The organism is Salinicoccus jeotgali (assembly GCF_039538805.1).
Classification (GTDB): Bacteria; Bacillota; Bacilli; order Staphylococcales; family Salinicoccaceae; genus Salinicoccus; species Salinicoccus jeotgali.
The window spans coordinates 1-13,651 of the sequence record NZ_BAABCK010000066.1 but is presented as its reverse complement, the minus strand read 5'-3'; the positions used below and the strand labels follow the sequence as shown (position 1 = coordinate 13,651).

The 13,651-nt window shown below is 49.5% G+C and carries 14 protein-coding genes and 1 riboswitch; of the genes, 9 read left to right on the top strand and 5 right to left on the bottom strand.

What is annotated here, in order from left to right; all coding sequences use genetic code 11:
- The first annotated feature begins 170 nt into the window (after positions 1 to 170).
- Positions 171 to 602, top strand: a complete 432-nt coding sequence (locus ABD734_RS09965; protein ID WP_344703882.1) for a VOC family protein — start codon at positions 171 to 173, stop codon at positions 600 to 602.
- A gap of 37 nt (positions 603 to 639) precedes the next feature.
- Here the strand turns inward: ABD734_RS09965 and ABD734_RS09960 are convergent, their stop codons facing one another.
- A complete protein-coding gene (locus ABD734_RS09960; protein WP_344703880.1) occupies positions 640 to 1,218 on the bottom strand; it encodes a YkoF family thiamine/hydroxymethylpyrimidine-binding protein in 579 nt (192 codons plus the stop codon).
- A 61-nt stretch (positions 1,219 to 1,279) separates the two neighbouring features.
- Positions 1,280 to 1,378, bottom strand: a riboswitch (TPP riboswitch).
- Positions 1,379 to 1,533: 155 nt separating this feature from the next.
- Here ABD734_RS09960 and ABD734_RS09955 point away from each other — a divergent pair.
- The 3 genes from ABD734_RS09955 (at position 1,534) to ABD734_RS09945 (ending at position 4,376) form a co-directional block, all read left to right on the top strand.
- Complete coding sequence (locus tag ABD734_RS09955; protein WP_344703878.1) at positions 1,534 to 2,271, top strand: SDR family NAD(P)-dependent oxidoreductase; 738 nt, start codon at positions 1,534 to 1,536, stop codon at positions 2,269 to 2,271.
- Positions 2,249 to 2,767 carry a hypothetical protein gene (locus ABD734_RS09950; RefSeq protein WP_344703876.1) on the top strand — a complete coding sequence of 173 codons (519 nt, stop codon included), beginning with the start codon at positions 2,249 to 2,251 and terminating at the stop codon, positions 2,765 to 2,767. The genes ABD734_RS09955 and ABD734_RS09950 overlap by 23 nt, the downstream gene beginning before the upstream one ends.
- Positions 2,768 to 2,924: 157 nt before the next feature.
- Positions 2,925 to 4,376: a protein adenylyltransferase SelO gene (locus tag ABD734_RS09945; protein WP_344703874.1), complete on the top strand. Its 1,452-nt coding sequence runs from the start codon at positions 2,925 to 2,927 to the stop codon at positions 4,374 to 4,376.
- 39 nt (positions 4,377 to 4,415) lie between these two features.
- On the opposite strand, the gene ABD734_RS09940 is transcribed toward ABD734_RS09945, so the two are convergent.
- From ABD734_RS09940 to ABD734_RS09930, 3 genes are all read right to left on the bottom strand, one after another.
- A complete protein-coding gene (locus ABD734_RS09940) occupies positions 4,416 to 4,994 on the bottom strand; it encodes a pyridoxamine 5'-phosphate oxidase family protein (RefSeq protein ID WP_344703872.1) in 579 nt (192 codons plus the stop codon).
- Between the two features lie 63 nt (positions 4,995 to 5,057).
- Entirely contained in the window at positions 5,058 to 5,531 is a 474-nt protein-coding gene (locus tag ABD734_RS09935) for a glutathione peroxidase (protein ID WP_344703870.1), read from the bottom strand.
- Between the two features lie 86 nt (positions 5,532 to 5,617).
- Positions 5,618 to 5,833: a hypothetical protein gene (locus ABD734_RS09930; RefSeq protein WP_344703868.1), complete on the bottom strand. Its 216-nt coding sequence runs from the start codon at positions 5,831 to 5,833 to the stop codon at positions 5,618 to 5,620.
- Positions 5,834 to 6,091: 258 nt separating this feature from the next.
- Here ABD734_RS09930 and ABD734_RS09925 point away from each other — a divergent pair, with 258 nt between their 5' ends.
- The 4 genes from ABD734_RS09925 to ABD734_RS09910 all read left to right on the top strand — a co-directional run bounded on the left by ABD734_RS09925 (position 6,092) and on the right by ABD734_RS09910 (position 10,803).
- Complete coding sequence (locus tag ABD734_RS09925) at positions 6,092 to 7,870, top strand: SLC13 family permease (RefSeq protein ID WP_344703866.1); 1,779 nt, start codon at positions 6,092 to 6,094, stop codon at positions 7,868 to 7,870.
- Positions 7,871 to 7,896: 26 nt separating this feature from the next.
- Positions 7,897 to 8,871, top strand: coding sequence for an MsnO8 family LLM class oxidoreductase (locus ABD734_RS09920; RefSeq protein ID WP_344703864.1), 975 nt, complete (start codon positions 7,897 to 7,899; stop codon positions 8,869 to 8,871).
- 101 nt (positions 8,872 to 8,972) lie between these two features.
- Positions 8,973 to 10,310 (top strand): sodium/glutamate symporter, encoded by a 1,338-nt coding sequence (locus ABD734_RS09915; RefSeq protein WP_344703862.1) that lies wholly within the window; start codon positions 8,973 to 8,975, stop codon positions 10,308 to 10,310.
- 127 nt (positions 10,311 to 10,437) lie between these two features.
- The gene (locus tag ABD734_RS09910) at positions 10,438 to 10,803 is read left to right on the top strand and encodes a PH domain-containing protein (protein ID WP_344703860.1); all 366 of its coding nucleotides are present in this window, start codon (positions 10,438 to 10,440) and stop codon (positions 10,801 to 10,803) included.
- Positions 10,804 to 10,838: 35 nt separating this feature from the next.
- Here the strand turns inward: ABD734_RS09910 and ABD734_RS09905 are convergent, their stop codons facing one another.
- Entirely contained in the window at positions 10,839 to 12,140 is a 1,302-nt protein-coding gene (locus ABD734_RS09905; RefSeq protein ID WP_344703858.1) for an acetamidase/formamidase family protein, read from the bottom strand.
- Between the two features lie 180 nt (positions 12,141 to 12,320).
- Here ABD734_RS09905 and ABD734_RS09900 point away from each other — a divergent pair, with 180 nt between their 5' ends.
- Positions 12,321 to 13,508 (top strand): amidohydrolase, encoded by a 1,188-nt coding sequence (locus ABD734_RS09900; RefSeq protein ID WP_344703856.1) that lies wholly within the window; start codon positions 12,321 to 12,323, stop codon positions 13,506 to 13,508.
- The last annotated feature ends 143 nt before the right edge of the window (positions 13,509 to 13,651 follow it).

Genomic DNA, 13,651 nt, shown 5'->3' with positions numbered 1-13,651 from the left:
GCCCTCATTCTATATAAAAATATCCCCGCTGACCAGTTTGAAGCGGATGGCGGGGAGGGTGCGCTCAGAATATATTTTGCACCATATTCTGTCAGCACCAAATATATATGGTATATTTACAATGTAAAACTACATCTTCTATACTACCTTATCTGAAAAGGGGAATGGCCATGGACAGAATCAATCTGATTACACTTGGCGTCAAAGATATTTCAGCTGCTGTCGCCTTTTACCGGAAACTTGGGTTGGAGTCGATCATAATGGGTGATGAGGATGAGATAGAAATCATCTTCTTCAGGATGAAGGGATCGAAACTGGCATTATATCCGCTCGACACGCTTGCCAGGGAGACCGGGGCGGAGGCAATGGATGTGACACATGGCTTCAACGGCATCACCTTGGCATTTAATGCGAAATCTGAAGCGGAGGTCGATCATATACTGGAGAGGGCCAAAAAATCAGGTGGCATCGTCACCAAGGAAGCGAGTCCAACCTCATGGGGTGGCTACAGCGGATATTTCAAAGATCCGGACGGCTATTACTGGGAAGTCGCCTATGGTTCTGATTGGGATTTTGATGAGGACGATATGCTGATCATATAGAAATACGGCCCGCCTCAAAGAGGCGGGCCGTATTCAATCAGCGGTTGGAAGGACTGTTTGATGAGAGGGTGAAGGTCATGGCGGTATGTCCTGCCGCTTCCTGTACTTTCAAAAACGCCGATTCCAAGGCATTGAAGATATCGTGGACGTCCCCATCCAGTCTTGTGGCACCATGGCTGGCACTCACTTTCACACCTTCTTTCGCTGCTGCATTGATTCGGGATTGGATAATCTCCATATAGTCCTCAGTCCCCAGCGGATAGAGCGCGAATTTGCATCCGGCCTGTTGCGCCACACCTCTACGCGGCGCCGTCGAACCAGTCGGTGTTTCGAGATCATTCTCCTCGTGGGTTTCGGGACATCCAACCGAAAATGTACCGCTCATCGCCACGTGCTTGCCAGTCTGTGCGGCGTTTAAGTAGATCGACTCCACAACAGCAAAAACTTCGGATATAGGGCCATGCACCGACGATGATACGTCATCCGTCACCATCATGACTTCAGCAGTTTCAGTTTCCTCCAAAGCTGATAGGATGACATCCACAAAGTCGTCGCTCATCACACTCAAATTGAATTGACAGCCTACCGGCTGTTTTGAACCGTATTCATTTCCCATAATGCCATACCTCCTGAATATTGATATAAAAAACTGCAGTCCGATAGGAATGCAGCATGAAGGTATATCAGCTGCACTTCCCCACGCTGGTGTTATCCAGATCGGGTCGTAGGGGTCCGGTAATCCGTCTCAGCTTTATATAGCGCCCCCAGTGCATCGGTATGCAGTTTCATCTTTATCATACATGTGATCATCAATCGACTACAAGTGATAGCTTGAGATGATTAAAAATAAATTGCGTTATAAAGTTTGAAAATTGAGATAATTGGGTACCTGTATCGTGAACGGATACGGTCATTAAAAGGAGGATGCACTTTGGATCTTAAGGACAAAGTAGCAATCATTACAGGAGGCGGCTCCGGTATTGGACTCGCCACAGCACAAGCGTTCTTGGAAAAAGGGGTAAAAGTCGTAATTGCAGACTACGATGAGGAAGCGGGCAGGAAAGCAGAAGAAAAGTTGAAAAGCCATGGTGACGTTGTGTTTCAGATGACCGACGTATCAGTGGAAGAGGATATTAAAAAAGTCGTTGCTCTCGCCGTGGAAAAGTTTGGACATCTGGATATCATGTTCAACAACGCCGGAATCGGTGTCCAGGGCGAGACGCACAAGCTTTCCTACGAAGATTACCATAAAGTGATCAGAGTCAATCAAGATAGCGTATTCTACGGTTCGAAGCATGCCATTCCTGAAATGCAGAAGGCTGGAGGCGGCGCAATCATCAATACCGCATCCATTCTCGGCAGTGTAGGCGAACCGACAGCATTTGCATATAACGCTTCCAAGGGCGCAATAAACTTAATGACGAAATCCGTCGCATTACAATATGCCAAGGATAACATCCGCGTCAGTGCAGTAGCTCCGGGCTATGTTGATTCCAACATGGTGAATAAGGACGCATTGGGAGAGTTTTATGATGCTCTCGTCGATAAGCACCCAATCGGTAGGCTCGGCAAGCCTGAAGAGATTGCACATGCAGTGGTATTCCTGGCGGAGAATGACTTTACGACCGGCACAACCCTCCTTGTAGATGGCGGTTACACCGCCCAGTAGGTTTATAGGGGGCAAGGCACCTGTACTGACTGTCGACTTCGATGCTTCCGTGCTTGGAACCCCAGTCATAAATGACTACTCGGAAGTGACCTTGAAGCATGTGCAGGCAGAAACAGCAGCCCCTATCGATAAAAAAGTCCTCCGGGAAGGCTCAAGGACACGTGATGTCATAAAGAAATTGACTGAAGACACATGGGTGCTCGAAGAATATTCAGATGAAGGTCTCCGGACACTTACAAACCTGAATATCACCTACGGCACCGAAAATAGGAACGTCTATACGATAAAAGAAGGCGATCCGCTTTCTGCCAAGGTGGAGTGTGATTGGAAGGTCATCGTCAAGGATGATGATATCGACACTGAATTGACTACCAGAAGCGTCATGACTGCCGACCAGGACTATTATTATCTTTTGAATGAATTAACGGCATGGAATGATAGAAATGAAGTATTTTCAAAAGCTTGGAATAAAAAAATAAAGAGAAATTATACGTAGGATGTCAAAAATGCCATGACCACAAAAGTCATGGCATTTTGTTTTCATACATTAAAAATCAACTATCAGCAGAAAGCAGATATACCCATAGTTATTAATGCTGTACCAACTCTGATAAAATGGGTAGACAGAATACCACGTAAAAGGGGCGAATATTATGACTGAAAGCGGATGGCAATTGGAACACACTTATACAGAACTCCCGGGAGTCTTCTATAGAGAAACACAACCGGAGAGTGCAGAGTTTCCGGAAATGGTCCTCTTCAACTGGAAATTGGCGGGGGAATTGGGTCTGGATGCGGCAAACCTTCAGATGGAAGCAACTGATGTCCTCTCGGGGAATGAGGTGCCAGAAGGCAGTAAACCGATAGCACAGGCTTACGCGGGGCATCAGTTCGGCAGTTTTACGATGCTCGGGGATGGCCGTGCAGTACTGCTCGGTGAGCAGGTGACACCATCAGGCGCACGGATGGACATTCAGCTGAAAGGTTCCGGACGTACGCCGTTTTCCCGCATGGGGGATGGGCGTGCGCCACTCGGGCCGATGCTTCGGGAGTACATGATCAGCGAAGCGATGCATGGGCTTGGAATACCGTCGACCCGTGCCATGGCACTTATTACGACAGGGGAAGCGGTGAGCCGCGGCAAGATGTTCCCGGGTGCAGTATTGACCCGTGTGGCATCGAGTCATATCCGTGTTGGAACTTTCGAATATGCAGCCCGTGCTGAGGGAGACGATAATGTGCGGATGCTTGCAGATTACGCAATCGGCCGCCATTATCCAGAAATTGCATCGAAACCGGACAAGTACCGGGAATTTTTGGATGCCGTCATAGAGCGTCAAGCTGACTTGATCAGCAAATGGCAGCATGTGGGCTTCATCCACGGTGTAATGAACACAGACAACATGGCGATAAGCGGAGAAACAATCGATTACGGTCCGTGTGCCTTTATGGATGTCTATCACCCGGAGACATGCTTCAGTTCAATAGATGCGCAAAAACGCTATAGCTACCAGAACCAGCCGGGGATCGGCCAGTGGAATATTGCGCGGTTTGCTGAGACGCTGCTGCCGCTGCTCCATGAGGATAAGGAAGAAGCGGTGAAGGTCGCCCAACAATCGCTCAGCCGATTCGGCCAACTGTATAATGAAAAATGGCAAAAAGGCATGCGCGATAAACTCGGCCTCGACGGCAGTGGAAGTCAAGATGATGCGCTTGGAATGGAGCTGCTCGATCTCATGAGCCATCACCAGGCTGATTTTACGAAAACGTTCCGCACGCTGTCTCTTGACGGGTGGAATGATGATGCGCTTATGGCTAGTGAACGCTTTAAAGATTGGCGCAGGAGATGGGAAGAGAGGCTTGAGGTGCAGGATTTGACGGTCGAATCGGCATATGAACAGATGAGGCAGGTCAATCCCGCAGTCATCCCGCGCAACCATCTCGTGGAGGAGGCATTGGACCTTGCCGTCGAACAAGGGGACTACAGCAAAGCCACAAAAATGATAGAGGCGTTTGCGACGCCGTTTGACGACGGGCATGACAAGGAATATAAAGAGCCGCCGGAAGATGATGAAAAAATCACGATGACATTCTGCGGCACATGAATTCAAAAGGCATCCCTTCTGTGGGGATGCCTTTTTCTTCTACATATCTTTTTTTCTTCTGGCGTTGAAGAAGTCGCCGCCTTTCTTTTGATCCAAGGGGCCCGATCGCTTCTCCAAATGCGGTATATGCTTGGAACAGTGGATATAAGCTTCATCGACCTGGATGACTACAAATCGTTCGGCACGCCCGTCCTCTTCTTCCATAATGTCGGAGATGGTTTTCGCGTCACAGTAATCGTGAAGCTGATCAACCTCGATTATGTCAGCTCGTCCGTTGACGTGCAGGCCGATGTGGTGGGTGAAGAAGTCGATGAACAGCAAGCTGATATGGGGATTTTCGTAAATATTCCCAAGACTTGCCATAACACCATTCCCACGGTACTCCGGGTATATTAAAGTCGTCTCATCGAGTACCCGGACGAACCCACTATTGCCGGCGCGGAATGAATTGTCGCAGTTGCCGCTTGCATCGGCAGTGGCGATGAACATCATCTCCTGGGAGGCGATGAAGCGTTGCATTTCTCCATTTATACAGTCGAGCATCTGGTTGTCGTAGAAAGCGAGTGCACGTCTGGTGGTGCCATACATATCTTGAAGGGTGTATTCGCTGTGAGACATCTGTATCTTCCTTTCATGCGTACAAAAATAGCGGGCGCGGCTTCAAGCCTGGCCCACTATATGTTATAGCACATTTTCGATATCATCTTTCATTTTGAGTGGAGAGGTCGTCGGTGCGACGCGTGAGACAACATTGCCTTCGCGGTCGACTAGGAATTTTGTGAAATTCCACTTGATCTTATCACCCATCATGCCTTTTGACTCTTCTTTAAGATGTTTGAAGAGGGGATGGGCCGTATCGCCATTGACATCGATGATTTCATGGATGTCGAATGTGACGCCATGGTTGATGCGGCAGGCTTCTTCAGCATCTTCATCGGAACCTGGTTCCTGGTTATTGAACTGGTTGGAAGGAAAACCGAGGACAATCAGGCCCTGATCCTCATATTCCTTGTGTAGAGTCTCCAATTCATCGTACTGGCCGCGCAGTCCACATTTGCTGGCGGTATTTGCGATAAGCATTGGCTTTCCTTTGTAGTCCTCAAGTGAATAGCTTTCGCCATTCGCCTTCTTTACTTCTATATCATATATATTCATATGGATGCTCCTTTTCTGGAAGTTATCTATCATTATATGTAATACGGCACATGAGCGCATTCATTTGGCTCATAACCGTATTTACGTTAGCCCATTTGCTGATCTGTGTTGATCTGTGCGAAAAAAGCGGCGCGGTTCTTGTCGGCATAGCCGCAATTCATACATACATAGCGATGTGCCCGACCGTCTTCATAGCATTTGACGATATCGGAGTGCATGCATTGGGACGGCTGCTGCAACTCGCCGCTTACCTTCTTCTCTTCAATCAAAGATCTGATCTGTTGGCCTGAGAATTTATCCATATCCGGTTATCCTCCATTCCTATGAATCTGCTGTTTCAGAATGACCATCATATTTTGACTGTAGCCATTCGGCTGATACTTGTACATAACCGCATTTAGGGTGTTTTATTCATGATAAATTGAATTATTACAATTAAAGCGTTTTCGGTGTACAATAATTAGACACATTTTTTTAGCTCAGGTTATTCCGTTTAACATTTTATGGCTGTGAAATATGCTATCATATTGCTAATACCATATGGGGAAAGGGGGGAGCTGATGACTGCTGAGATGATCTTTGTTGCTGTGATGCTCATCATCATGCTGCTTGCATTGGTGTTCGAGTTGGCACGGGCGGACCTTGTAGTGTTCTTCTTCCTCGTAGTTTTCCTGCTTACAGGCGTCATCTCGACTGAGCAGGCTTTGGACGGCTTTTCGAACGAAGGGCTGCTGACTGTACTGTTGCTGTTCATAGTGGCAGGTGCCATTCAAAAGCACGGCATCGTCGAAGGGTATGTTGATCGTCTGCTTACCGGCAATAAAACGCCGAAACGGTCGATGCTGAAGCTGCTGGCTCCGGTGTCCATCATTTCCGGATTTTTAAACAATACACCAATCGTCGTGACATTGACACCGGTCTTGAAGGAATGGTGTCTTAAGAATGGGATTGCCCCTTCCAAATTCCTGATACCCTTATCCTACGTAACGATACTCGGCGGCACGATTACACTCATCGGCACCTCGACCAACTTGGTGGTCCATGGCCTCCTGATTGAAGCAGGTTATGGCGGCTTCTCCTTTTTTCAGATGACGATTGTCGGGCTGCCGATCGCTGCAGCAGGATTCGCCTATATCGTGACTATCGGCTACCGGTTGCTGCCTGATACGCTCGGCGCCGGCGAGCAGATCCGTGAAGAAGTGAAGGAATTTTTGGCCGAAGCCGAGATAGGGAAGACCTTCGAATATGTAGATCGCTCCATTGTGGATACGACGGAAGCTGTTTTGAAGGGTGTCTACATCATTGAAGTCATCCGCGGGGACCATCGCATATTTCCAGTGGACGCCAATACAATCATCAGAGAAGGTGACCATCTCGTGTTCTCTGGTACTTTAAATACGATTGCCGCTATCCAAAAGCAAAAAGGTGTCACGTTGAAGACAGGAACCGACAAGACACTCGATAGTCTTAAGGATGATCATTTCCATCTGGTCGAGGGTGTCATCTCCCATGAGTCGTCACTACTCGGCAAAACGATAAAATCAGCGCGCTTCCGCTCCAGATACAACGCGGGCGTCATTGCGGTGCACCGCAATAATGAGCGTATCAAAAGCCGGGTCGGGGACATCGTTTTGAAGCCGGGCGACACTATTCTGATTTTGGCGGACAGAACATTTTTACAGCGTCATGCGCACGCAAGAGACTTCTATGTTATGACCACCCTCACCCCGCCAGAAGTGCTCAAGCAGAGCAAGGCCAAGGGCCTTGGGGGACTCATCTTGCTGCTTGGCATGATCGCTGCAGTGACACTTGGCTTCCTATCGATGTTCGAAGCGATGCTGATCACGGTCGTACTGCTCATGATCTTCAAGCTGATCGAGCCTGACGAGATGCTGTCCTACATCCAGTTCAATGTCATACTGCTGATTGCGAGCGCGTTCGGTGTCGGTGCTGCAATGACTGAATCGGGGTTGGCACAGATGATTGCGGGAAATATGCTTGAGACCGCCCGTCCGTTTGGGGTGCTCGGCATCATCGTGATCCTCTATATCATGACGAACATATTCACGGAACTGATCACCAACACTGGGGCTGCGGTACTGATGTTCCCGATTGCGATGGAGATGGCCGGGCAGATGGCACTTGAGCCCATCGGACTCATGGTGACCATCGCAATTGCAGCTTCGGCGAGCTTCATCACACCGATCGGTTACCAGACCAACCTGATCGTCTACGGCCCTGGGGGCTATAAATTCACGGACTACATCAAAGTCGGGGCACCACTGTCGGCGATGACGATGGTGATTTCGACGCTTATAATCTACACGGTCTGGTTTTAGAGTACTGATAGAGAGGATAGGAATTGATGAAACTAGGAATACTGGAACAGATGGCAAAACCAGTCGGTGTCAGTGCAGAAGAGATGGCCGAGAATACCATTGGCATGGTGCAGCGTGCTGAAGCATTGGGTTATACCCGGTACTGGTTTGCAGAACATCATGGCACGCGTGGCATGGTATCAAGCGCACCCGAAATCATGATGGCCGCTGCCGCTTCACGGACCTCACATATAAAAGTGGGGAGCGGTGGCATCCTATTACCCCAATATAGTCCGTTCAAAGTCGCCTCACAGCTTGCCCAGCTCGAGGCGCTTTATCCGGGGCGCATCGAGGGCGGAATGGGGCGCTCACCAGGTGGGGGAGAGTTCATCCGCAAACGGCTCGCAGACGATAAACCCAACCAGCTCGCGGATTATCCCGATAAGCTGAACGCGCTCATCCATTATCTGGACGGCAGCGCCAAGGTCAAGGCGGCGCCGCGCACCATAAGCCGGCCGTCGCTCTATTCCTTAGGCCTCGGTACAGACAGCGCGGTGCTTGCGGGTGTACTTGGCATTGGCTACGTATTCGGACATTTCCTTAAGCCGGCGGGAGGCACTGCGGCAATCCGGGCCTACCGGGATGCGTTTCAGCCGGGCTTCATGGAACAGGATGATGTGAGGGCATGCGTATTCGTCATCTGTGGGGAAGATGATGCCCATGCAGAAGATCTGGCAAAGACGCAGGATATATGGCTGTTGAATACGGAAAAGGGTTTGGACAGCCAGGTGCCGACTCCAACACAGGCGGCTGAGAAATATAGTGCGCTCAATGAGAAGGAACAACAACAGATCGAGCAGAACAGGCAGCGCATGATCATCGGCGGCCCGCGCACGGTGAAGGATAAGCTTGATCAACTGCGGACAGACTATGAGTGTGAAGATTGGCTCATTTTATGCAATATACATGACTTAGACGAAAAACAGCGTTCATATGAGCGTGTGGCGGCCCTCTATCTATAGCTTATATTCATAAATCATGAAATTTATGATGAACCGCTTCCAATTTCAATTGGATTCATGATATATTACAGAAGCTGATTTTAGAAAGAGGTGTTGAAAAAATGGAATTTTCAGTATGGAATCTTGTGACCGATGTCGGTCTCATCGCCATGCTGCTATTGGTGGGCATGTTCCTCCGCGCACGCATCGGTTTGCTGCAGCGGTCCTTCATGCCGGCAAGCATCATAGCAGGTATCCTGGGATTGATACTCGGTCCCAATATGCTCGGATGGCTACCGTTTTCTGATTTCATCGGAGATTATCCGGGTGTACTGATTACAATCGTCTTTGCTTCAATCCCGTTGACGACGGGCCGCTTCAATATAAAAAAGACCATCAATAAAGTAGGCGGGCTATGGTCATATTCCCAGATTGCGATGCTCCTAATGTGGGGCCTCGGACTAATATTCGCTTTGCTGCTTCTTGGCCCGATGTTCGATCTACATAACGGGTTCGGACTGATACTCGCTGCCGGCTTCGTCGGTGGGCACGGCACTGCTGCAGCAATCGGCGGAGCATTCGAACAGCAGGGATGGGAAGAGGCGACATCACTTGCGATGACCTCTGCAACGCTTGGTGCGATACTCGCAATCAGCGTCGGCCTATTGCTCATAAAGAGAAGTGCCAACGCCGGCTATGCCAACTACATTTCGAAATTCGATGACCTTCCAGAAGAGTTGAGGACAGGTCTCGTCCCTGAAGATAAGCGCGAGTGGATGGGTAAGGACACGGTTTCGGCCATTTCGATCGACCCACTTCTTTTCCATATTGCACTCGTAATGTTCGTGAGCATGATCGGTTACTACTTGAGCAAGTTTGGCGAATCGTTATACGCTGGTTTGTCGATCCCCGCCTTTTCAATCGCCTTTTTGATTGGTCTGATACTGAGCCTGCTGATGCAATCGGCTGATATGGATAAGTATATCGATAAAGGTGTCGTATCCAAGATAAGCGGGAGTGCAACCGATGTCCTGGTGGCGTTCGGTATTGCCTCCATCAATCTGACCGTGGTGGCTCAAAACATCGTGCCGTTCAGTATTTTGATGGCGTTTGGCATACTGTTCACGTACGTATTCTACCGCTTCGTCTCCCAGTACTATTTCCAGGAAAACTGGTTCGAGAAGGGTATATTCACATTCGGTTGGATAACGGGTGCCGTCGCGATGGGTATCGCGTTGCTGCGCATCGTCGATCCTCGCCTTGAAAGTAATACACTCGAGGACTATGGGCTCGCCTATATTCCAATTGCGCCGGTTGAAATAGCCTTGATTACCTTTGCGCCTTTGTTCATTGCGAGCGGTCAGCATTGGTTGTTTGCCCTGATTACAATCGGTGCAAGTGCCGCCATCCTGATCTTCTCCTATACGAGAGGATGGCTGCATATGAAACGCCATGGCTAAGATAGATATATCCCCGCTTCCTTGAAGCGGGGATATATCTATTCCATCAAAAATTGAAGCATATGGATTAAAAGGAATACGACGACGGTATAGATATGGTGAAGAATTATTGGAATGGGGGGATAAGATGGAAGGTGGACATATATTTGCCTGGACACTGCAGTTTGAGACTGAAATTCCTGGGGATGCTGAAGAAATACTCGTTGACGGAGAACGTGCGATAACTGCTTTTAAGACGTTGCGCGACTCGGCCATATTCACTGACCGCAGAATCATCATGAGGGATGCTCAAGGATTGACGGGGAAGAAAGTTGAAATGTATTCCCTCCCGTATAGTGCAATCCATATGTGGTCGACGGAGAATGCCGGCGGCATGTTCGATGCGAACGCCGAGGTGGAACTTTGGACGAAAGTCGGCAACATCAAAATCAATCTGGGCCGTAAAGTCGACATCAGACGGTTCGATCGTCTGATTGCCCAAGCTGTACTATAAATGATAAATGCGCACCCTGATAGGGTGCGCATTTATCATTTATACATATATTCTACTTGCTTGAGCAGCTTCGCATGTTCAAGATATCTCTTTGGTGCCAATAAGGTGACGGTCACCACCCCAGGGTTGCGCCCGATATCGATGCTGCCTGTGATGGTGGCACGATTCATGATCTCAGGGACATCCGTCCGGAAAAGCTTCGCTGCGCGTTCCATGCCGTTCAATGTAGCGGCATTGAGATCGGCGCCTGTGCCGATGAAGGATACGGGATAGCTCTCTTCAAGTTCCGGCACGTGCCAAGCTTCGGCCATCCGGCGCACTTCTTTCTTTTCTTTATCAGTAAACGGTTTGGCCAATGCCGGCAGATCTTCTGTAAGCGGCAGTAGGATCGGGCCTTCAATGGCGAGGTTCTTGATGACGTCGACTTGAAGGTCGACGATACCGGCGACATCCGTCGTATGACCTGCGATTTCCCCATTGCCCTGCATGGCGTGCATATCTCCAAGGTAGACACCGCCTCCTGCCACTTTGACTGGACAGATGACAGTAGACCCTTCGCGGACCCGATTGACGTCCATATGACCGTCGGTCCGGTCGACTAGCTGAGCTTCAGTCAATCCGTAGTCGTGCGGGGCATCGATCAGGAACTGGCCAAAATCCCCTGCATTATGGGAGTCAGGCATCGGGCGGGCTGGGGTGGTGCCGAGCTGGCCAAGGAAAGGGATCACCCGTGCCATGACGCCTGGTATATCATGCGGGGCGAATGTTACAACCGGATGCTGGATGGAATCTTCAGGGGTGGCCATATAGTGTCTGCCTGCGTGGGCCACCTTTTCAGCACCTGACTTATCGAGTGTCAGGCCGACAGAGCGTTTTTCGTCGAATACCATCGTGTAGGCGTTGGTGAAGGTGAATGGCGTGACATCTTCACCGCATTCTGCACACCGGACGGCGCCTTGGCCGATGCCTTCTGTGACGGATTTGGGGTTTTTGGCACCACAGTTCGGACATACTCCTGCAATGAATGGGTCACCGTTGAACCGTCCTTCCATAGGCTTGTCATTGCCTGAAGCGGTCGCCATGGAAGTGACCCGTATCGAATTGATGCGGATGGCGACCGCATCCCCGACTTCAGCCCCTTCCACGAATACCGGCTTCGTCACTTCATGTCCACCCTTCAATTCAGGAGTGATCATCGGGCCCCAGCACCCCGGGGCTGTATTGGCGATGATATGGCCGCCATTTTTGACTTTGTAGTACATATCTTCCGTCGGATCCAGGATGCCATCTGTAAATTTGTCTACATAGACCGTCTGCTTAGCTGATTGCTTCGTCATCTTAGACACACCCTTTCATATTGTCACTTCCATGATACCATCAAAATGCCATGCATACGAACTATTAGTGTGTCAATTCAGAAAATTTAAGGTCATCATGATCTGCCACTAAAAGACATTCCTTCCAGGCGTGCTTTATGGAATAATATGAGTATGAACGATGTGAAAAGAGGGGAACCGATGAAAGACATTCTATTTGCACAGCTCGAATCACTGTATCCCGAGATGGTCGAAATACGTCGTCATCTACATATGCATCCGGAATTATCGTATCAGGAAAAGGATACACCGGAATATATCATTGCACACCTTGAAACGCTCGGCATCGAATATAGGCGTGATGTGGGGCTGAATGGGGTGGTTGGCTATCTGAAGGGGGCACATCCGGGGCCGACGGTGGCGCTGCGGGCTGATTTTGATGCTCTGCCAATCCATGATGAAAAAGATGTCCCGTACCGCTCGAAGTATGATGGCATCAGTCATGCGTGCGGTCATGATGCCCATACGGCCACTCTCATGGCTGTTGAAAAAGTCATGGCAGAGCACCGGAGCCAGTTGCATGGTGATATCGTATTCATCCATCAGTTTGGAGAAGAACTGCTGCCTGGTGGGGCATCATCGATGATCGACGACGGTTGCCTGGAAGGAGTCGATTACATATATGGGGCACATGTATGGACGGATGATCCGATCGGCACGCTCGGCTTCAGGTCAGGAGGGACGATGGCTGGAGATGATAACTTCGCCATCACAATCCAAGGCAAGGGCGGACACGGTGCATTACCGCATCTGGCGATCGATCCATTGGCTACAGCAAGCCAGCTCGTCATGAACCTGCAGCAGATCACCCATCGCCTTAGGGGGCCGAATGACCCGGGCGTCATTTCAATAGGAAGTTTCCATAGCGGTGACGCCCCGAATGTCATCCCGGATACTGCACAGATTACAGGTACGCTACGTGCGTTTGACATCCAGTCGAAATATGAACTTGCCGAAGAAGTGAAGCATGTTGCAGACCTTACTGCCAGGATGAGCGGCGCCTCTGTTAATGTCGACTTTACCTACGGCTGCATCCCGCTGATCAATCCAGCTGAAGAAACGGAAATGCTCAAGTCACTCTGCGTCAGGCATATGAGAGATGTGACAATCATCGAAAAGGGACGCATGATGACTGCAGAAGACTTCGCCTATTACCTTCAGCATGTACCTGGGACATTCTTCTTTGCAGGTGCACAAAATCCGGCAGTGGGTGCAGTCTATCCCCATCATCACCCGAAATTCGATATTGATGAGCGTGCGATGCTCGAAGTCGGCAAGGTCTTCATCTTGGCACTTTTGCATCATATCGGTCCTGAATCGTCACTGTAATTGGACCGGAATCGGATGATTTGACCCCCTCCAGGTTTACAGATGAAATAAAACATCTGTAAACCTGGAGGGGGTTCTTTTATGACTGACAAATATTATTCATTTGAAGAAAAGCTGAAAATGATTCAGGAATTGAGGGTAGG